Origin of the sequence: Agrobacterium sp. FDAARGOS_525, from assembly GCF_003938925.1 — a bacterium.
Classification (GTDB): domain Bacteria; phylum Pseudomonadota; class Alphaproteobacteria; order Rhizobiales; family Rhizobiaceae; genus Agrobacterium; species Agrobacterium pusense.
Genome location: NZ_RKIU01000004.1, coordinates 1,259,281 through 1,277,870 on the forward strand (window position 1 = coordinate 1,259,281; position 18,590 = coordinate 1,277,870).

At 58.8% G+C, this 18,590-nt stretch carries 16 protein-coding genes and 2 pseudogenes; 8 read left to right on the top strand and 10 right to left on the bottom strand.

Annotation, left to right across the window (positions count from 1 at the left end; all coding sequences use genetic code 11):
* The first annotated feature begins 159 nt into the window (after nucleotides 1-159).
* Nucleotides 160-741, top strand: coding sequence for a TetR/AcrR family transcriptional regulator (locus EGT36_RS22205; RefSeq protein ID WP_022563124.1), 582 nt, complete (start codon nucleotides 160-162; stop codon nucleotides 739-741).
* A gap of 98 nt (nucleotides 742-839) precedes the next feature.
* Here EGT36_RS22205 and ggt read toward each other — a convergent pair.
* Nucleotides 840-2,596: pseudogene (gene ggt, locus EGT36_RS22210) on the bottom strand (gamma-glutamyltransferase).
* A gap of 362 nt (nucleotides 2,597-2,958) precedes the next feature.
* On the bottom strand, nucleotides 2,959-3,882 hold the full coding sequence (locus tag EGT36_RS22215; RefSeq protein WP_035208651.1) for a LysR family transcriptional regulator: 924 nt from the start codon (nucleotides 3,880-3,882) through the stop codon (nucleotides 2,959-2,961).
* 134 nt (nucleotides 3,883-4,016) lie between these two features.
* Here EGT36_RS22215 and EGT36_RS22220 point away from each other — a divergent pair, with 134 nt between their 5' ends.
* From EGT36_RS22220 to EGT36_RS22240, 4 genes are all read left to right on the top strand, one after another.
* A complete protein-coding gene (locus tag EGT36_RS22220; protein WP_037092101.1) occupies nucleotides 4,017-4,790 on the top strand; it encodes an SDR family oxidoreductase in 774 nt (257 codons plus the stop codon).
* Between the two features lie 60 nt (nucleotides 4,791-4,850).
* Nucleotides 4,851-5,120, top strand: a complete 270-nt coding sequence (locus EGT36_RS22225) for a hypothetical protein (protein ID WP_034497418.1) — start codon at nucleotides 4,851-4,853, stop codon at nucleotides 5,118-5,120.
* 561 nt (nucleotides 5,121-5,681) lie between these two features.
* Nucleotides 5,682-5,975: a DoxX family protein gene (locus tag EGT36_RS22235; protein ID WP_037092095.1), complete on the top strand. Its 294-nt coding sequence runs from the start codon at nucleotides 5,682-5,684 to the stop codon at nucleotides 5,973-5,975.
* Nucleotides 5,976-6,307: 332 nt separating this feature from the next.
* A complete protein-coding gene (locus tag EGT36_RS22240; RefSeq protein WP_245280351.1) occupies nucleotides 6,308-8,191 on the top strand; it encodes a PAS domain-containing HWE histidine kinase family protein in 1,884 nt (627 codons plus the stop codon).
* A gap of 78 nt (nucleotides 8,192-8,269) precedes the next feature.
* Here the strand turns inward: EGT36_RS22240 and EGT36_RS22245 are convergent, their stop codons facing one another.
* Entirely contained in the window at nucleotides 8,270-9,352 is a 1,083-nt protein-coding gene (locus tag EGT36_RS22245) for an ATP synthase subunit B family protein (protein WP_006699858.1), read from the bottom strand.
* A gap of 507 nt (nucleotides 9,353-9,859) precedes the next feature.
* Between EGT36_RS22245 and istA the strand changes: the two genes are divergently transcribed.
* From istA to EGT36_RS22260, 3 genes are all read left to right on the top strand, one after another.
* Nucleotides 9,860-11,359: an IS21 family transposase gene (gene istA / locus EGT36_RS22250; protein ID WP_052821263.1), complete on the top strand. Its 1,500-nt coding sequence runs from the start codon at nucleotides 9,860-9,862 to the stop codon at nucleotides 11,357-11,359.
* A 1-nt stretch (nucleotide 11,360) separates the two neighbouring features.
* Nucleotides 11,361-12,095 (top strand): IS21-like element helper ATPase IstB, encoded by a 735-nt coding sequence (gene istB, locus EGT36_RS22255; RefSeq protein WP_003501246.1) that lies wholly within the window; start codon nucleotides 11,361-11,363, stop codon nucleotides 12,093-12,095.
* A 192-nt stretch (nucleotides 12,096-12,287) separates the two neighbouring features.
* A complete protein-coding gene (locus tag EGT36_RS22260) occupies nucleotides 12,288-12,704 on the top strand; it encodes a hypothetical protein (protein ID WP_004445933.1) in 417 nt (138 codons plus the stop codon).
* A 157-nt stretch (nucleotides 12,705-12,861) separates the two neighbouring features.
* Here the strand turns inward: EGT36_RS22260 and EGT36_RS22265 are convergent, their stop codons facing one another.
* From EGT36_RS22265 to EGT36_RS22295, 7 genes and pseudogenes are all read right to left on the bottom strand, one after another.
* Complete coding sequence (locus EGT36_RS22265; RefSeq protein ID WP_004445932.1) at nucleotides 12,862-13,572, bottom strand: anti-sigma factor; 711 nt, start codon at nucleotides 13,570-13,572, stop codon at nucleotides 12,862-12,864.
* A complete protein-coding gene (locus EGT36_RS22270) occupies nucleotides 13,569-14,111 on the bottom strand; it encodes a sigma-70 family RNA polymerase sigma factor (protein WP_037092120.1) in 543 nt (180 codons plus the stop codon). Before EGT36_RS22270 ends, EGT36_RS22265 begins: the two co-directional genes overlap by 4 nt.
* 125 nt (nucleotides 14,112-14,236) lie before the next feature.
* A complete protein-coding gene (locus EGT36_RS22275; RefSeq protein ID WP_004445929.1) occupies nucleotides 14,237-14,668 on the bottom strand; it encodes a DUF2177 family protein in 432 nt (143 codons plus the stop codon).
* Between the two features lie 73 nt (nucleotides 14,669-14,741).
* Nucleotides 14,742-15,119 (bottom strand): DUF2147 domain-containing protein, encoded by a 378-nt coding sequence (locus tag EGT36_RS22280; RefSeq protein WP_037092089.1) that lies wholly within the window; start codon nucleotides 15,117-15,119, stop codon nucleotides 14,742-14,744.
* 27 nt (nucleotides 15,120-15,146) lie between these two features.
* Complete coding sequence (locus EGT36_RS22285) at nucleotides 15,147-16,379, bottom strand: SAM-dependent methyltransferase (protein ID WP_037092078.1); 1,233 nt, start codon at nucleotides 16,377-16,379, stop codon at nucleotides 15,147-15,149.
* Nucleotides 16,366-17,183, bottom strand: a pseudogene (locus EGT36_RS22290) (DUF1365 domain-containing protein). Before EGT36_RS22290 ends, EGT36_RS22285 begins: the two are co-directional and overlap by 14 nt.
* A complete protein-coding gene (locus EGT36_RS22295; protein WP_125271084.1) occupies nucleotides 17,180-18,553 on the bottom strand; it encodes an NAD(P)/FAD-dependent oxidoreductase in 1,374 nt (457 codons plus the stop codon). The pseudogene EGT36_RS22290 and the gene EGT36_RS22295 overlap by 4 nt, the downstream one beginning before the upstream one ends.
* Between the last annotated feature and the right edge of the window lie 37 nt (nucleotides 18,554-18,590).

Below are 18,590 nucleotides of genomic sequence, written 5' to 3' on the forward strand. Positions count from 1 at the left end.
TCGGGAGCTCATCAGCGCCAATCGTTGATTTCGGCATGACATCCGCCTCATATCTGATTTAAAGAAGCGAATGGCGCACCCATAAACGGAGGCGCCTCCGTTTAACTTAGTGGCTTGCAGTCGTCCGTCAAGCTATTTTTTAATGGAGCGGCCTTTCACGTGCCCAAGGAGCAGACGCCTCCGGTTGAACCGGCCCCTTTGCGTGCAGACGCCCGGCGAAATCGGGAAAAGCTGATTGAAGTCGCGGCGCTGGCATTTTCAGAGCAGGGCGCGGCGGCTTCGCTGGAAGATATTGCCAGGCGTGCAGGCGTTGGCATAGGGACGCTGTACCGGCACTTCCCGACGCGCGAACATCTGGTGGAGGGCGTCTATCGGCGCGAGCTGGAAATTCTTGCGACGGCCGCGCGCGACCTGATCCGGGAAGAAGAGCCCGCGAAAGCCGTTGAAGAATGGATGAACCGGTTTGTTAGCTACATGGCGGCAAAAAGGGGCATGGCCAACAGTCTGAAACTCCTGTTCACCTCCAACTCCGCCCTTTTTGCGGAGGGCTCGAAGCTCTTGCATACGGCGTTCGAGGAGCTACTCGACAATGCCGTCAAGGCTGACGCCGTAAAGGGAGACATCGCAGGTGCGGATGTCCTGAACGCGCTCTTCGGCATCTATTCCATACCGGAAGGGCCGGATTGGCGTGACCGCGCGCACAGGATCGTCCGGCTGGTCATGGATGGGCTGCGGCGTTAGTCAGGTATCCAGATCATATGGGAACTGTCGCCTCGTGCCTGCAATCTTGGCGGATAGACACCCTCCACGCTGTTCTGGTGCTCGTGGCCGTGACGCATTCACTCTCCGACAACGGCTCCCTCGCGCCGGGGATCGGCGCTGCCGGCCAACCCGTTTGCGGTCATCTCAATGGCATGCAAACCGGAATTCATTTCACCCGGTTTTACCTCGTAACCCAGCGCCTTGAGCGATCCCACCAGATCTTCTGCGCTGGTGCCGGCCTCGATATCGTATGTGCCAAACCGGTTGATGAGATGTGGCTGGGCGACGATCGCCTCAACGGGCATGCCCCAGTCAATGTAGGCGATCAGCGCCTGTGCCACATAGCCGATGATCTGGCTGCCGCCGGGTGAACCAATGGCGAGCAGGGGTCTACCATCCTTCATCACGATAGTCGGGGCCATCGACGAGCGCGGCCGTTTACCGGGCTCAACGCGGTTGGCGACCGGCAGGCCGCCGTCGTGAGTCTTGAACGAGAAGTCTGTCAACTCGTTATTGAGCAGGAAACCATTCGTCATCAGACGCGAGCCGAAGCCGTTTTCGATTGTCGTCGTCATAGAGACCACATTGCCGTCCTTGTCGGCAATGACAAAATGGCTCGTGGAGGGCAACTCGAGCGCCGCATCCCGGCCCCAAAGGAGCGCGTGGTCCCATTCAGGCTCGCCGGCCTTGACGGCATCCTTGGCCAACGCCTTGTCGCCATCGAGCAGCTTTGCCCTTTCGCTTAGGTAGCTTTGTCCAGCAGGCCCTTGATCGGCAGGGGGACGAAATCGGCGTCAGCGACATAACGCTCGCGGTCGGCAAAGGCGAGGCGTTGCGCATCGCCGATAATGCGCCAGCTTTCGACATTCTTCGGCCCCAGGCTCTTCAGGTCGAAATTCTCCGACAGGCCGAGTATTTGACCGATGGCGACGGCACCCGAAGACGGCGGTCCCATCCCGCACACATCAAGAGCGCGATAATTGAAGCAGACCGGTGCGCGCTCGATCACACGATAGTTGGACAGGTCGGTCAGCGACAAGACGCCCGGATTGTCGGCGGCTTCGCGCACGGTCTTGACGATCGCCTCGGCGATTGTCCCCTTGTAAAAAGCGTCGGCGCCGCCTTTGGCAAGCACGGCAAGCGTTTCGGCATAGGCCGGGTTCTTCAACACGGCACCGGTTTGCAGGGCGGCCCCTGAGGCGTCGAAGAAATATGACCGGGCTTCTGTATATTTCTTCAGCCGGTCGCCCTCCGAAGCGATGAGGGAGGCAAGACGCGGTGATACTTTGAACCCCTCGGTCGCCAGCTTTTCGGCGGGCTTCAGAAGGCTCGCCCATTCCGCTTTTCCATACCGTTTATGGGCTTCCTCCAGGAGTCGCACCGTTCCCGGCGTGCCAACGGAACGGCCGCCAATGACTGCGTCCAGGAATTTAAGCGGCTGACCTTTATCATCCAGGAAGAGCTTAGGCGTAGCTTCCCGGGGCGCCGTCTCGCGGCCGTCCAACGTCGTCAACTTGCCGGTTTTTGCATGGTAATAAACCAGGAAGGCACCGCCGCCGAGACCGGAACTCTGCGGTTCGACAAGGCCCAGCACGGTCTGCACCGCCACCATCGCATCTATGGCGTTTCCGCCCGCTGCGATCACCTCGCGTCCCGCCTCAGCCGCGAGCGGATTGGCCGCGGCGACCATGAAGCTCTTTGACTCGACACGTCTGGCAGTTGCAGCTCCCGTCGCATTTTCGGGCGCGACAGTGTCAGAGGCCTGCTGAGCGGAGGCAATTGCGGTGGAGAGCACCAAAGCGAGGACAGTCCCACCGAGAAATCTCGTTTTCATTCGCCTTGTCCTCCAGCGCGGCGCACCGCGTTAACATGAGAAGAGCATCCAGCTGAGCCGGCAGGCCAGTGAATCCCATAATGGCCGAGGCAGGGATGGTTGCCCGAACTTTCTCTTCGCTCTCGGAAGAGCCGGCCTCTGCCCGTGACGCCATTCAGTGACGGACCGTAGCGTCGCTCTATTGCTGCACTATGATGACTGTTTCGGCCCGTGTCCATCATGCCGGAAGGTGACACATGCGTTGAGGGCGCGTCATGGAGCCTTCGCCGCCAGCATTATCGCGGTGGTGATTTGCCTGAGTGTCAGTTGTCTTGCGTGATCGGTCCGCTGCCGGACAATCTCATTCTGGTCTCGGCCCCAGGTCAATCCTCAAGAAGAATGGCGTCGCTCAGGAGCTCCCGCTTAAGCAGTGCCTCCAACCAGTCTATGAAGACCTGCAAACGATGGGAGAGGTGCTGCCTGTGTGGATAGAGCAGCGCCATGGGCAGGGATTGGGCCCTGTAATCCGGCATCACCTCGATCAGGGCGCCGTTTTGCAAGTGATCTCGGACGTCGTAGGCAGGTATCTGAATAAGACCCATTCCTGCCAGACAACATGCAATATAGGCCTCTGCACTGTTGACCGTCACGCGGGCACGCATAGACATCGAGCGAACGGTGTCGTTTTCCAGCCATTCCCAGCTTTCAATTCTCCCCGTGGAAGGAGATGCGTAGTTAATTGCCCAATGTTGCGACAGATCGTCCGGGGCGAAAGGTGTGCCATGCGCGGCAAAATAGGCTGGGCTGCCGATGTTGATGAGTGGCAGCCTGCCTATCTGTCGCGCGATCAAACCGGAGTCGGTCAATGCACCGACCCGCAAAACGCAATCCACACTCTCTTCAATGAGATTGACTGCGCGGTCGGTAACCCCCAGCTCGATATCGATCAAAGGGAATCGATGAAGGAAATCCGGCAAGGCGGGCGCGATTATCAACCGGCCGATCCGGCCCGGAACGTCGATCCTCAGCCTGCCCGATGGCCGTGAGATGGTTTGTCGGAAGATGTTCTCGGTGTCCTCGACATCTGAGACAATGCGCTGGCACCTCTCGTAAAAAGCCAACCCATCCTGCGTCGCTGAAACCTTGCGGGTGGTCCGGTGCAGCAGGCGGGCGCCGACGCGCGCCTCCAGTTCCAGAACGGCAGCTGAAACCGTAGACCGTGGCAGGCCGAGTGTGTCTGCTGCACGTGTAAAGCTTGAGCACTCCACAACGCGGGTGAACACACGAAAGAGGTCGATGCGATCCACAAGAGCCTCAGATTGTGCGGGGTTTCAAACAAGTGAAACCAGAATGGATGACTTTATCACGAAAATCCAGACGATACTCTGGCTGGCGACGGCGGGCGCAGATGCGGCTGCCCATCTGCAAAAGGAGGCCATCCATGACCGATCACAGCATCAAGGGTAAAACCGTCATCATCGCCGGGGGCGCCAAGAATTTGGGCGGGCTGATAGCACGCGATCTCGCCTCACACGGCGCAAAAGCAATTGCGATCCATTATAACAGCGCTGCCACCAAAGGGGAGGCGGATGCAACAGTGGCCGCAGTCAAGGCGGCCGGTGCCGAGGCAGTGGCATTGAAAGCCGACCTGACAACGGCGGGCGCCGTCGAAAAGCTGTTCGGCGAGGCTGTCGCTGCCATCGGCCGCCCTGACATTGCAATCAACACGGTGGGTAAGGTCCTTAAGAAGCCAATCCTGGAGATATCTGAAGCCGAATATGATGAAATGAGTGCCGTCAACGCGAAAACCGCATTCTTCTTCATCAAGGAAGCCGGCAGGCACCTTAATGACAACGGCAAGCTGGTAACGCTGGTGACCTCATTGCTCGGCGCGTTCACACCTTTCTATGCGAGCTATGCGGGCACCAAGGCGCCGGTCGAGCATTTCACCCGCGCAGCCTCGAAGGAGTTCGGTCAGCGCGGCATCTCGGTCACGGCGATCGGGCCCGGCCCGATGGACACCCCGTTTTTCTATCCCGCCGAGGGAGCGGATGCCGTCGCCTACCACAAGACCGCGGCGGCGCTCTCCGGTTTCTCCAAGACGGGACTTACCGACATCGAGGACATCGTCCCCTACATCCGTTTTATGGTCTCGGATGGTTGGTGGATGACGGGCCAAACCATTCTCGTCAACGGCGGTTATACGACCAAGTAACGACTGGGGGAACGGGCTTCGGCGCCCGTTCTCGCCTGCGAGGCATGAAAGGTTGGCATCATGCATATGATGTTGGTGATTCTGGGCGGCATTGCCCTGTTCGGTGTATTCTGCCTGTTCGGTTGGCTGTGGGGCGAGGATTCGGCAAGTGTGGCTGTCGCCGCGAAAGCTTTCATCCCCCTCTGGCTTGCGATGGCGCTGGTTAATATGTGGGTGGGCGTGACCAAAGCGGGTTACACGGTGATGCAGGAACTGCCCATCTTCTTGATTGTCGCCGCAATACCGGCTGCAATAGCTGCGATCGCTGTATGGCAAATCGCTAGGGCCTGATACGTAGCGGCACTTGGCTGCCGGTTCGGCGCACGATTCCTTGTCTTGCGTATGGTTGGCGCGGGCGACAACAACGCCATTCCATTCGGTCGGCGGAACCTGATCGATAGCTGCAAGCGGCGTCCAGGCAGCGGCCTAAAGGTGAGGATCGGGAGAAACTGATACTGGATTGGGGCCGTTTGACCGTTGACTGCGCAACGTGCGCAGAAACCAGCGTGCACGTTCAACGGTCACCTGTGCGGGGTTCACGGTAAAATTTGCTGTCTCTCGAAAGCCGAAAGTCTTGCATATTCATCCGCCAGAAAGTCCAGAAGCGCGCGCACGGATGGCAGCAGCCCGCGCCGTGAAGGGAAGGCGGCATGGATCATGCCGCTTCGTAGCGCCCACAGGCGCGGCGCGATGATAAATCTGCCGAGAGTGCCGAAGCAAGATTCAACAGCAACTTCCAATGACTGCAAAGATAAATGATGCGATAATTCTTCTTGGGCGCCTTTCGATCAGCGCGCTCTTCCTGCAGCCGGTGTCGGTAAGCTCTTCGAAATTTCCGGCTTTGCGGGTTCTTTGGCCGCAAAGGGCGTGCCTTTTTCCGGCCTCGTCGTATATCTTGTGATTTTGGTAGAAATCCTCGGTGCCGCTGCCTTGATATTCGGGGTAAGGGCCCGGGAAACAGGTGCGATACTGCTGGCTTTTACCTATGTCGCCACCTTGCTCAGCCATGCGTTCTGGTCTTTCCCGGAAGAGGCGCGCTATGCCCAGCAGGGGCAATTCTTCAAGAATCTGGCGATCGTTGGGGCCCTGTTTTTGTATTTCGTGACGGGGCCTGGCAGGTATCGTCCGTGGTTCGGGGCGAAGTAGCCAATCATAATACGGTTTGGCAGCATTCCGGTGCCGCACGGAGGTTTATTTAAAAGGCAGCACGGTTATCGCTGACGTGATGTGTATCGTTCTTAAGCCGGGCCAAATAGCTTGCAAGCAGTTTCATCTCGTTCCTTCATGCGTGTATTCATGCAGGGCAGCGAGACGGTCCAGTGACACACCGAAAAGGACCCTGGACTGCAGGAGGCAGGCGGAGGCGATCGGGGGTGGGCCGCTCGGATGGAGATATATGGGGCTTTGATTGAAATACGATCGGCCATGATGACTTTCGGCCGATATCGACGGTCAGACACAGGAAACATGCCGCAACCGTGACAGACACTTTGCTCGCACCCGAAAGTTCTATAGGCTGCTTCTATAAATCCTCAGTGGAGATCGTCGTCCTGGACAAGGTTAACACGCTCGCAGTTCCCGTATCCAGCCTCCTCGACACAGTGGACTGGGCATCAGGGCCACTTGGCCCGAAATCGGAATGGCCTGCCTGTCTGCATGCCGCCATCGGCATCATGCTTCCCTCACAGGCGCAGATCGTGATGTTCTGGGGACCGGAGTTTGTCGCGTTCTACAACGACGCCTACGCGCCAACCATAGGCAACAAGCACCCACACGCATTCGGCAGACCCGCCCGAGAATACTGGAACGAACTCTGGGATGACCTTGAGCCGCTGCTGAAGCGCGTCCTTGCGAAGGGAGAAACGGTCGCCGCAAAAGACAGGCCATTTTATATCGAAAGACACGGTTACCCCGAAACGGTGTACTTCGACATTTCGTATTCTCCGGTCGCGGATCAGGACGGCACCGTGCGTGGTGTGTTCTGCATCGTCAACGAAACGACCGAGCGGGTGAAGGCGGATGCGGCTTTGCGAGAGAGCGAGGAGCGTCTAAGGGCCATCTTCGCGCAGTCAGCCGCTGGCATAGCCCTGGGCGATCTGACCGGAAAACTCCTCAGCGTGAACGATCATTTCTGTCGGATCGTCGGTCGGCCGAGGGACGAGCTGATCGGCATCCGCATGCAGGAGATTACGTTTGCCGACGATCTTCCCGAAAACCAGCGCCTGTTCCAGCACATGGTTCAGACCGGTGAAAGCTTCGAGATAGAAAAGCGCTACGTCCGTGGTGACGGAAGTCTGGTGTGGGTCGCGAACTCGGTCTCCGCAATCCGCGATGACGGGGGAAACATGTCGCAAGCTGTCGCCATTTCGGTCGATATCGGCGAGAGACGACACGCGCAGGAGATCGAGAAACACCTCGCGTCGATGATCGCCTCTTCCAACGACGCGATTATGGGCATCGATCTCGATATGAAGATCACCAGCTGGAACGCAGCTGCGGAAAAGCTCTATGGTTATTCGCAGGATGAAGTCGTCGGCCGGTCGGTGCTGATGTTGGTGCCGGATGGGAGGCAGGAAGAGGAGCCGAGGATCCTAACGGAGGTCAGGGCAGGCCGTTTCGTTGAACCCTACGAGACGCAGCGTCGTCGAAAGGACGGGCGGCTTGTCGAGGTGCTTCTCAGCGTGTCGCCGATCCGCGACGCCAACGGACGTGTTATAGGCGCCTCCAAGACGGCGCACGACATCACCGCCCGCAAGGATGCAGAGCGGCTGAAATCCATTCTCGTCAATGAACTCCATCATCGCGTCAAGAACGTCCTTGCGACTGTGACGGCAATTGCGAGACAAACGCTTGGTCGCGACAAGGCAAACCACGAGGAGGTGGAAGCCTTCACCAGCAGATTGGCGTCGCTGAGCAGAGCGCAGGACCTGCTGGTGCACGCCGATTGGCAGCACGCAGATCTCAAGGCCGTCATGCAGCAGGCCTTGTCACCTTATCCCGTCGACGCCTTTCAGATTGGCGGGCCTAGCGTTCCCTTGCCCCCGAGAGCGGTCGTGTCACTTTCCCTTGCTCTCCACGAACTGGCGACCAACGCGGCAAAATACGGTGCACTGTCCGCGCCTGGCGGCCAGGTATCCATCTCGTGGCAATTCGAGCCTCTTGCAGATAACCGCCTGCGGATTGTGTGGGAGGAGCGAGGGGGGCCGGAGGTTGCTCCGCCCCGGCGCAGGGGTTTCGGTTCGACGCTCATCGAGCGGCTTCTGTCCGCCGAATTGAAGGGCGAGACGAAATTCGTCTACGAGAAGAGCGGTGTGATCTGCGTCATTGAGGCGGAAATGTCGAAGGATGATGGCGCGGCGTAATGAGGCCGAAGAGCGCGGAATGGCTTATAATCGGGGCCCCGCCCGAGACGGGCGGGACTCCTCTGCAGATATGAAGGGCTATCTCCTGTAGGCGAGGCCGCCCCAGATTCGTCCTTCATCCCTATGTCGTCCACCGTGAACAGCGCCGATGTAAGCTGCTGCAGAGGACACGATTGCTGAAGCCGCCAATAAAAACGCGGTCAGAATGCCGGTGATTCGTGCTTTCTCCGCAACGTCAGCCGCCTGCCTCTTGGCATCCTCCAGCGCTTTCTCTGCCTGCGCCTTCATTTCGTCGACGCGCTTTTGTGCCTCATCGACTTTTTGCTGCGCTTCCGTCCGTACGGCCTGCACCCGCTCCACCGTCTGATTGACCCTGTTCTGGGCATCGGTCTGGCTGATGCCGGTACGCGTAGCAATCTGTGTCGTGAGCCAGTTTCTGTCAGCGTCGGAAATTTCGCCTGTCGACAGCAGATTTCCCAGGATGCCGCTTATTTGCCGCTGGTAGTCACCGACCGTTTGATCGGCCTGCGGCGACGCTGCCTGTCCATCCGTTCGCAACAGCGTATCAGTAAAATAATCGAGGGGATTGGCCCTGAGGCCCTGCGGAAGCATCTGCTCGATGCTGGGCGCTGCTGCCTGCCCGGCCCCTTGCGCGATACCGCCAGCGGCACTGCCGGCTCCCGAAACGATTCCCCCGGCGATCTGTCCGACGCCTTGCGCCGCTCCACCAACCGCCGTTCCCGTTGCCTCAATTGCTGTCTGGGCGGCGCTTCCAACAGCTCTTGCACCACCTGAAAGAACGCCCAGGGCTAGGAATGCCGAGACGACCGTTCCAATCCCCCAAACCACCAGCCCATTCAGGCCGTCACGAACGGTCAATTCGTTTCGGTCCGCCTGCCCTGCGGGTCTGCGCATCCGGCCGGTGATGTAACCGCCCAGCATGTAAGAGCCGACCATGGAAATGACTACGAAGAGGCCGGTTATGATCAGCCAGACTGAACTGATCTCACCGCCATTGTCCGCCGAGATTGAACTCAGTCCCAATCCGCTGGCAAACGCGGTGAGAACCGCCATTGCCCCGGAGGCAATAAACGCTCCGGCAAAAATGGCAGGCCAGTCGACGTAGCTCCGATTGGCGTCAGTAACGATTGGATCAACCATTAGCGTAACCCCAACAGTGAGAGAATGAACAGGACGACCACGACCAGCCCGACTAGGTAAATGATAGAGTTCACGGTATCTCCTCCGAAAGGGGGCAGATTCTCCGCATGGCGGATGACTGCATGCTGTGGGAAATGCGAGCTTCATTGCTCGTGAACCAAACTCGTCGCGCTCAAAAAAGTTTCACCCCCGATCGCCGTCGCAGGCAAATCCGGATTCAAGACCGATTCCCTGTCTGCGATGTGTCTTATCTCGCGTCGCCGGCCTCTAAAGAACCTTCGACAGTTTGACCCATTGACGGCGACGTCTGACGAGGCGCGGTCCCGGTGTTGTGCGATAGCTGAAGCAAGTGTTCGCAAGACCCACCGGCCAGGGCTTTACGCGACGCAAAGTGTGATTAGGCATGGAATAAGGACCCCGCACATGGGGTGATCGGCGTCCAAACGGGACCCCCATTTGCAATGGGGTTACAACAGCCTCCGGTTTCATCGGAGGCTTTTTGTTCGGATGCTTATTGTGGAAACAATTCTGAAGATACGGCGGCTAGCCCATGTTCAGGGCAAGTCGATCAAGGCGATCTGCCGGGAGTTGGGCATATCGCGGAAAGTGGTGCGGAAGGTTTTGCGCACCGATGAGACGGAGTTCAAATACGAACGGACCCGTCAACCTCAGCCGAAGCTCGGCCCCTGGCGCGGTCAGCTCGATGGAATGCTCCTCGCCAATGAGGCCAAATCTTCTCGCGAACGGCTGACACTGATCCGGATATTCGAGGACTTGCGCGACCTCGGCTACGAGGGCGGTTACGACACAGTCCGGCGTTACGCCCGAACATGGGCGAAGGAGCGCGGGTCCGTGACGGCGCAAGCCTATGTGCCGCTCTATTACGCGCCGGGCGAGGCCTACCAGTTCGACTGGAGCCACGAGATTGTCGTGCTGAACGGCGTGACGACGACGGTGAAGGTTGCGCATATCCGGCTCTGCCACAGCCGGATGATGTATGTGAGAGCCTATCCGCGCGAGACGCAAGAGATGGTCTTCGACGCCCATGACAGGGCGTTCGCTTTCTTCGGCGGGGCCTGCACGCGCGGCATCTATGATAATATGAAGACCGCGGTGGAGACGGTCTTCGTCGGCAAGGAACGGCAATACAATCGCCGCTTCCTACAGATGTGCAGCCATTACCTGATCGAACCGGTGGCCTGCACGCCGGCGTCGGGGTGGGAGAAAGGCCAGGTCGAGAACCAGGTCAATCTGGTGCGCGAACGCTTCTTCACGCCGCGACTGCGCTTCAAATCCTACGATGAACTGAATGGCTGGTTGCTGGACAAGTGCATCAGTTACGCCCGCGCTCATAAGCACGTCGATCAGACGGAGCGCACGATCTGGGAGGTGTTCGATGCGGAGCGGCCGCACCTGGTCGGCTATCCCGGCAAATTCGACGGCTTCCACGCTGTGCAGGCCTCGATCGGCAAGACCTGCCTCGTGCGTTTCGACAACAACAAATACTCGGTACTGTCTACGGCAGTCGGCCGCCCTGCCGAGATACATGCCTATGCAGATCGCATCGTCATCCGGCAGGATGGCGTGGAAATCGGCCAACACGATCGCTGCTTCGGCCGTGGCGAGACGATCTATAATCCCTGGCATTACGTGCCGGTCCTGACCCGCAAACCGGGAGCACTGCGCAACGGTGCGCCGTTCCACGACTGGGTTTTGCCCGCCGCCATGGAGAAGGTGCGCCGCCGGCTGAAGGCAATGCATGACGGCGACCGGCAGATGGTGTCGATCCTCGAATGCGTGGGCCTGGACGGGCTCCCCGCCGTCGAAGCGGCCTGCCAGGAGGCGATCGATCAGGGCGTGTTCTCGGCCGCCGTCATCATCAACATTCTGGCCCGCAAGCGTGATCCGCAGCCGGCCGCCATCCTTTCCATCCCCGATGCGCTTCGCCTGACCCATGAGCCTCTGGCCGACTGCGCCCGTTACGACAGCCTGAGGAGGGCAAGCTGATATGGAACGATCCCAAATCCTCGACATGATGGGCACGCTGAAGCTGTTCGGCATGCGTAGCGCCTATGACGAGATCATGGCCTCCGGCATCAAGCGACAGCACGAACCGCCGCGCATCGTCGGTGACCTGCTTCAGTCGGAGATCGCCGAGAAGCAAGCGCGCTCCATCAAATACCAGATCACCGTCGCCAAGCTGCCGCTGGCCAAGGACATCGACGACTTCGACTTCACCGACACGCCGGTCAACGAAGGCCTGGTGCGCCAACTCGCAACCGGGGCCTTCCTCGCCGAGCAGCACAATATCGTTCTGGTCGGCGGAACCGGCACGGGAAAGTCTCACCTGTCCATCGCCCTTGCTCGTGCTCTGATCCGCAATGGCGCACGCGGCCGCTTCTTCAACGTCGTCGACCTCGTCAATCGGCTCGAGACGGAGGCACGTAGCGGCAAACAGGGACGGCTGGCCGACTTCATCACCAGGCTCGACTTCGTCATCATGGACGAACTGGGCTATCTCCCATTTGCCCAGGCGGGCGGCCAGCTCCTCTTCCACCTCATCAGCAGGCTCTACGAGCGGACGTCCATCATCGTCACGACGAACCTGGCCTTCGGCGAGTGGCCGGCCGTATTCGGCGACGCCAAGATGACCGCCGCTCTGCTCGACAGGCTCACCCACCATTGCGAGATCGTGGAAACCGGGAACGAATCCTGGCGCTTTAAAAACCGCTCTCAAAGCTAAAGCCGAAAAGACAAACAACCCGCGCCCGCAGGCCCTTGCGCTAAATGGAGAGCCCCGGGCCTACGCGCGCTGACCCGATGCAACTAGAGGCAGGGGTCCCTTTTGGGAGCCGATAAGGGGTCCCGTTACGACGCCGATTGACAACGCAAAGCAATCATTCTTGCTGGAACATCCGAGAGAGGCGCGGGTTAGATGCTGATCAAGGAGGCTTCGATGAACCAAAATACCTTTCAACAACATGGCAGTTCTGTTCCCGCGCCATCAGAGGGCGACGGACAGCCGAACCACGCGGGTGTCCAGCCGCAAATCTCCGACGCTCCCCTCGTTGACGCGGCGCTTGCAGAGGTAGCGGAGCGCGATGACAGCCTTGCAGCGCAATTGAGCGATGAGATAAACGCACTGCGCGCCGAGATCGACAGTTTGAAAGTCCGTGCTGGCGAAACCGCTTCACGGGCTTTGGTGTCTGTAAATGCGGTTGCCCGGATCAATCGCCGCGCCGCACGCCGCGCGATCGGCAGAAGTCCTTGGGCTTCACTTTGCCTGGCCGCGGGTGTGGGTTACGTGTTGGGCTGCAGCACGTTGCGAAAAGACGGATGGCGGTGGCGGTAAAATTGAGAACGGCCGCAGCAGCGCGGCGTTTCGCTTCAGATACGGCGGATCACCCTTGCCAGTCCTGGATTCTGCAGCCATGCTGGACACGGAATTGCGTCTTTCTTTTCCGGCGGCAGCATGACAATACCATGGCTGGAGACGGCCCACTGGGGCATCAACCCCACCGGGCGGTGCCGACAGCAATGACCGGACCGGTTGCCTGACCGGTCGGTGAACCACCGAATGGTTCGACACTGATCGCGAAAGTCGTACCTTCCTTTATATTGCCACGCATGTCGGCGGGAATGACGAGGTCGCCATTCGTGCCGGGCTGGAAAACGCCGAGCGAGCGGGTCTTGCCGCCGTCCATGACGAGCCACAGTTCCAGTGACTTTTCGTCCGTCTTTCCGGTCGCCACGGGAACGATACGCATTCGGCCCGATTCCGCGTCGTAGGACGCGAGGAGATTGACCTGGCTGTCGGTTGTCGCAAGCTCGGCCACAAGCGGGCTTGTGCCGTCCCGTTGTTCCGGGAACGCGGCATAAACGACGGCAGCCACGGCGGTTGCGCTGGTGGCCACAGATATCCAGCGCCAGAAAGATGCGGAGTTCCACAAGGTGCCATTCGTGTTGACCGCTCTGCTGCCGAACAGACGCTCTTGAATACGGGCAAGAATAGCGGCGCTGGGCGTCTCTTCCTGGTAATCGGCGTTAAAGTCTGAAAACTCGGTCTCCCAGCGCTGCACCAGTTGCGCGAAGACCCTGTCCTCCTGGATACGCTGTTCCACTTCGCGGCGCTTTTCAAGCGGCAGGACACCGAGCACATATTCGCCTGCGAGTATTTCATCGCGCGAGTGCATTCCGCCGCTGTGGTCGCCCGTCGTCATCGCTGCATGCACTCTCTGAGTTTGAGAAGACTGCGCCGCAGCCAGGTTCTAACCGTATTCAGTGGCACGCGTAATTCGTCGGCGAGTTCGAGATAGCTCAGACCCTCGACATAGGCCCGGCGTATTGCCTGTGCGTGCACAGTTTCAAGTTCCCGCATGCAGTCGTCGATCCTGCGGCCTTCATCCGCCAGAACAACATGCTGTTCAGGATCGCGAACGCTTTCGTCGACGAGGTCATATGCCTCGTCAATGTCATTGCCAGCAGGTCTGCGGGCGCGAATCGTATCTATGGCGTGGTTGCGCGCGATGGTGGCGAGCCATGTCGCCGGTTTGCCGGCACTAGCGGCAAATGTGCGGGCGCGCTGCCACACCTTGATATAAATTTCCTGCAGCGCCTCCTCGGCGTCCGTTCTGTCCCGCAGGATTTTCAGGCAGATCGCAAAAAGCTTCGGGCTTGTTGCCTGGTAAAGCGAGACGAATGCTGAACGATCACCCATGCCGACGCGGTGGATAAGGCTTGCGATCTCTGTGCCCTGCATTCGAACCTTCCTTGCTATTCTTCCTTTATAGGATCGTCTTTCGAAGGAAGACAAGAGATGCTTGGGAAGTTCGTTCCGGACACGCCCTGTGATCATCGGGCGCAGGCTGCAGGAGGCGATGGTCATCATGGCCAGCCTGCCGAGTTTTCCAACGGGCCAATGATGCGTACCGTGACAAGAAAGCCGATGACGGCCGCTGCCGCGGAGACGAAGGTGCCCCACAGCAGATCGGCAACGGTCAGGGTCGTCGACCAGCTTTTCAGCGTCGCCTGATTGGTCAGATCATATGTGGCATAAGCCATGAAGCCCACGGCAGCGCCGTAAAGCAGCGCCGTGCTCCATTGTCCCGAAATAAGTGCCGGACGCACGGCGAGAAAAGTAAGGCCGGCGGCGTAGATGAGATAAAAGATGATCGCCGGAGCGAGACGGAAATTTTCCGCCAGAAGATCGCCGATGGCCGGTCGATAAAGTCGTGACGCCATGGTGCTCAACCAGATGAAATCGATCACCAGAAAGGCAACCAGGGTGAAGAAATAGGCGGCAAGATATGTCTTCATCGATTTTTTCCTTTGCCATTGATCAGGCGACTTTTTGGTCTGGTTGACGAGAGAGGGAGGATCTGGGACGTGGCTAGTCGATCCTGGTCCAGCTTATACCCTTGCACAGCAGACCGGCGATGATGCAGCCTTTCGTAGTCATGTTGTTGCCTGCCACCGTCACCGTTATGTTGTAGGATTTATCCCGCTGCGGGTCGAAGGCCGTGCCGGTGTAATTGCCCGTCTCGCCCGGCCTGATGTCCATGATCAGGCGATCGCCGGTCTTTTCTTTCTGGGTGCCGGGTTTGATCCATGTGTTTGTCGCACATATTTTCTCGCCGCAGGGAGCGATCAGCACTTTCGCCTTGCCGTCGCCCCGCGCCCAGTTGCCGTTGATATCGGCTGCCGTCGCACTTGTCCCTGCCAGCAACGGAGACAGGGCGGATGCAATTGCCAATCCAAGGATCTTCATCGTGGTTCTCCGTTTTTTAGTCCCGCCTCATCCGTGTTCTATTGTGTACAGCCCGACGTTAATGGTTCCCTCGGCAAAACCTGCTTCGCAATAGCAGAGGTAATAGTCCCACATCCGCCGAAAGCGCTCGTCGAAGCCGAGCAGGGAAATAGTCTGCCACCGGGCATGGAAACGCTGGCGCCATTCCGCCAGTGTGAGCGCATAGGACTGGCCGAAAAGCTCCTTTTCCGTGAGTTTGAGGCCGGCTTGCCCCACGGCTTTTTCCAAAGCTGAATCGGAGGGCAGGAAGCCGCCAGGAAACACGTATTTCTGAATGAAATCGGCCTTGCGCCGATACGTATCGAAGCGGTTTTCTTCAATGGATATGATTTGCAGCACCGCCCGACCGCCGGGTTTCAGGCAGCGCTTCAGCGTCCCGAAATAGCTTGGCCAATAGGCTTCGCCGACAGCTTCAAACATTTCCACGGAGACGATGTTGTCGAATTGACCTTTGACGTCGCGGTAGTCCTGCAGCTTCAGTTTGATCCGGTCAGCCTTGTCTGTTTTTTCCGCAGCATTTTCCGCCCAGCGCAACTGGGAGGGCGACAGGGTGATGCCGGTCACGTTGGCATTGTGCTGCGTGGCGAGGTGAATGGCGAGCGCGCCCCAGCCGCAGCCGATTTCCAGCACATCCTTGTTGCCGGTCAACTGCAACTTTTCCGCAATACGCTCGAGTTTCCTCTGCTGCGCTGCCTCAAGGGTTGGTGTCATCAGGTTGAAAATCGCCGAGGAGTAAAGCATCGAGGGATCGAGCCATTGCCGGTAAAACTCGTTGCCGAGATCGTAATGCGCCTCGATGTTGCGTCGGCTGCCACGTCTGGTATTGGCGTTCAGCCCGTGCGCAAGCCGGTTGATGAGGCGCATGGGCAGGCTGCCGCGCATTGATTTCGTGAAAGCATCACGATTTTGCGCGGCGAAACGGATAAGCGCGGTCAGGTCCGGTGTGGACCAGTCGTTCTCAATGAAGCCTTCCGCAAAGCCAATATCACCATTGACGAACAGACGGCGGATTGCCCGCCAGTTATGCAGAACGAGAATGGCGTCGATGCCTTCCGATGTCCCCGATTTTTCGATGGTTCCGCCGCCGGGGAGGGTGATGCGAAGCCGGCCGCGGTGAATATTGTTCAGCAGCCGGGTGATGAGCCAAGTGCCGAGGCCCATACGGCCGCTGACGCGGGTGTTCTGCACCGGTAATTCCGAGAGATTGTCAAACGGGGTCATGAATTCTGGCCTCGATTTGCGACGATGAAGGGTGAACGAAGGATATTGGCTGTGCGGGTGGCGGCGGGCGCTTTCTCAGCGCCACCCCCTTCAGCCAGATTTTCAGCGCTTCCCAGTGAATGCCGAGAACGACTTTCAGGGTCAGGAAAGGAATGGTGACAAAGGCTCTCAGCAAGGCTCGATCGGTCAGTTCGACCCTTCGGGCAAGATGCCGGGCGGTCAGGACGGCGCCATCATCGTCGAATGTTTCAATGACGATCTTCAGCCTCTCCCCAGGCGGGATGACGCGGAAAACATAGTGAAGGTTCATGTCCATGAAGGGCGAGACATAAAAAGCCTTGTCACAGCGCTGTACGATCTCCGCGCCCATGCCGGCCTCTACGGGGATCAGATAGGAATGCCGTTGGCCGAAAGTGTTGTCCACTTCCCAAGGATGGCTTTGAGTTCCATGTCGCGGCCATGGCAGAAGAACACGCTGAGCGGATTAAAGGCCCAGCCAAGCAAACGCGGCATGGTAAGCAGGCGCACCGGCCCTCCATCCGCTGTCATGCCCGCCGCCGTCATTGCCGCATCTATCTGCTGGCGCAGCCCAAGCCCGCTGCCGTTGCCTCGGTCCCTGCGATGAAATGAAAACAGGTTGAACCGGTCCACCGAGAAAAACCGCAATTTCCGGTCCAGCGTCTCCAACTCATCGAGATCGAGAAATAGCGAATAGATTCGATAGTCCAGTTTGTGGGTTTTTGGCTTGAACCGGGCGTGGGTGACATGGCCAGGGAAAAGCGCAGAGACGAGGAGAGGCTTCATGCCGTCGCCTCCATGGATCGCGTGTCCCTGGCAATCGTCTCCAAATCGAGGCGGATGATCCGGCCGCTGTCGTCCGTCACCTTCCATGGGCGGGACAGGCCACCGAGATCTTCAGCGACGGCAAGCCCGGCCTGGAGGCCGTCTTCATGAAAACCGGAACCGAAATAGGCGCCGCAGAACCAGGTGTTTCGCAAGCCCTGCAAGGCCCATAGTTCCTGGCGCATCTGTTCAGTTCCGGCGTCAAAGACGGGGTGGTGATAGGTCTCTTCGGCGATGATCTTTCCTTGATGCGGTTCCCGCGCCGGGTTCAAGGTCACGAAAATATCCTCGGCTTCGCCGAGCGGCTGGAGCCGGTTCATCCAGTATGTGATGCTGGGCTGGCCCGCTTCGGTGCGCGTGTCGGCCACATAATTCCAGCTTGACCAAGCCGCGCGGCGGCGCGGCATGAAGGTGTTGTCAGTGTGAAGCACGGCCCGGTTTCGCGTATAACCAAAGGCACCGAGAATGCGTTTTTCGACACGTGTCGCATCGGCCAGCAAGTCCAGCGCCTGATCCGCATGCGTCGCGATGACCACGTCATCGAAGCCGGCAATCTCACCCTGCGCAGTTGTAATTTCGACGCCGTGCGGCAGGCGGCGAATATGCGTCACTGGCGTTGACAGGCGAATTCTGTCTGCAAACGGTGCCGTGAGGCGTTTTACATATTCGCGCGAGCCACCAACGACGGTGCGCCAGACCGGCCGGTTGCGCAGCAACAGCAAACCGTGATTGCGGCAGAACTTGATGAAATGCGCCGCCGGATAACGGCCTACTTCCATGGCCGGTGTGGACCATATCGCCGCAGCCATCGGGTAGAGATGATCGTCGCGGAACGCTGCGCCGTAGCGATTACGCGTCAGATAATCGTCGAGGGAAATGTCAGCCATCGAGTGCAGGTCACGCGGGGCGTTGCGATAAAATCGCAGGAGGTCCGCAAGCATCGACCAGAAGCGGGGTTTTAGAGCATTTCTCTTCTGTGCGAGCAGGCCAAACCCGTTTCCGCCGGAATATTCAAAGCCGCCATTATCAAGGGAAACAGCGAACGACATGTTCGAGGCTGCGGTCGGCACGTTCAGCTTTCGAAAAAGCGCGGTCAGATTGGGGTATGTCCAGTCGTTATAGACAATGAAACCCGTATCGACATGGATCGGGCCATTCCTCGTATCGAATGTCACCGTGTTGCTGTGGCCTCCGACGCGGTCTGCCGCCTCGAAGACAGTGACATCGTGCCTTTGCGACAAGAGCCAGGCTGCTGACAGACCGGAAATTCCCGTTCCCACTATCGCGATGCGGCGCCGGTTGTCTCGTCGCATTGTTTCGGTGTCGGTCATCGATCCTCGCTATCGCATTGTAGAAATTGTCTTTGGA

Bases quoted from the DNA above. Each gene is read 5' to 3' on its own strand.
- EGT36_RS22220 (WP_037092101.1), top strand. From the start codon at position 4,017: ATGACCGATCACAGCATCAAGGGTAAAACCGTCATCATCGCCGGGGGC.
- EGT36_RS22225 (WP_034497418.1), top strand. From the start codon at position 4,851: ATGCATATGATGTTGGTGATTCTGGGCGGCATTGCCCTGTTCGGTGTA.
- EGT36_RS22245 (WP_006699858.1), bottom strand. From the start codon at position 9,352: ATGGTTGATCCAATCGTTACTGACGCCAATCGGAGCTACGTCGACTGG.
- istA (WP_052821263.1), top strand. From the start codon at position 9,860: ATGCTTATTGTGGAAACAATTCTGAAGATACGGCGGCTAGCCCATGTT.
- istB (WP_003501246.1), top strand. From the start codon at position 11,361: ATGGAACGATCCCAAATCCTCGACATGATGGGCACGCTGAAGCTGTTC.
- EGT36_RS22260 (WP_004445933.1), top strand. From the start codon at position 12,288: ATGCTGATCAAGGAGGCTTCGATGAACCAAAATACCTTTCAACAACAT.
- EGT36_RS22265 (WP_004445932.1), bottom strand. From the start codon at position 13,572: ATGACGACGGGCGACCACAGCGGCGGAATGCACTCGCGCGATGAAATA.
- EGT36_RS22270 (WP_037092120.1), bottom strand. From the start codon at position 14,111: ATGCAGGGCACAGAGATCGCAAGCCTTATCCACCGCGTCGGCATGGGT.
- EGT36_RS22275 (WP_004445929.1), bottom strand. From the start codon at position 14,668: ATGAAGACATATCTTGCCGCCTATTTCTTCACCCTGGTTGCCTTTCTG.
- EGT36_RS22280 (WP_037092089.1), bottom strand. From the start codon at position 15,119: ATGAAGATCCTTGGATTGGCAATTGCATCCGCCCTGTCTCCGTTGCTG.
- EGT36_RS22285 (WP_037092078.1), bottom strand. From the start codon at position 16,379: ATGACCCCGTTTGACAATCTCTCGGAATTACCGGTGCAGAACACCCGC.
- EGT36_RS22295 (WP_125271084.1), bottom strand. From the start codon at position 18,553: ATGACCGACACCGAAACAATGCGACGAGACAACCGGCGCCGCATCGCG.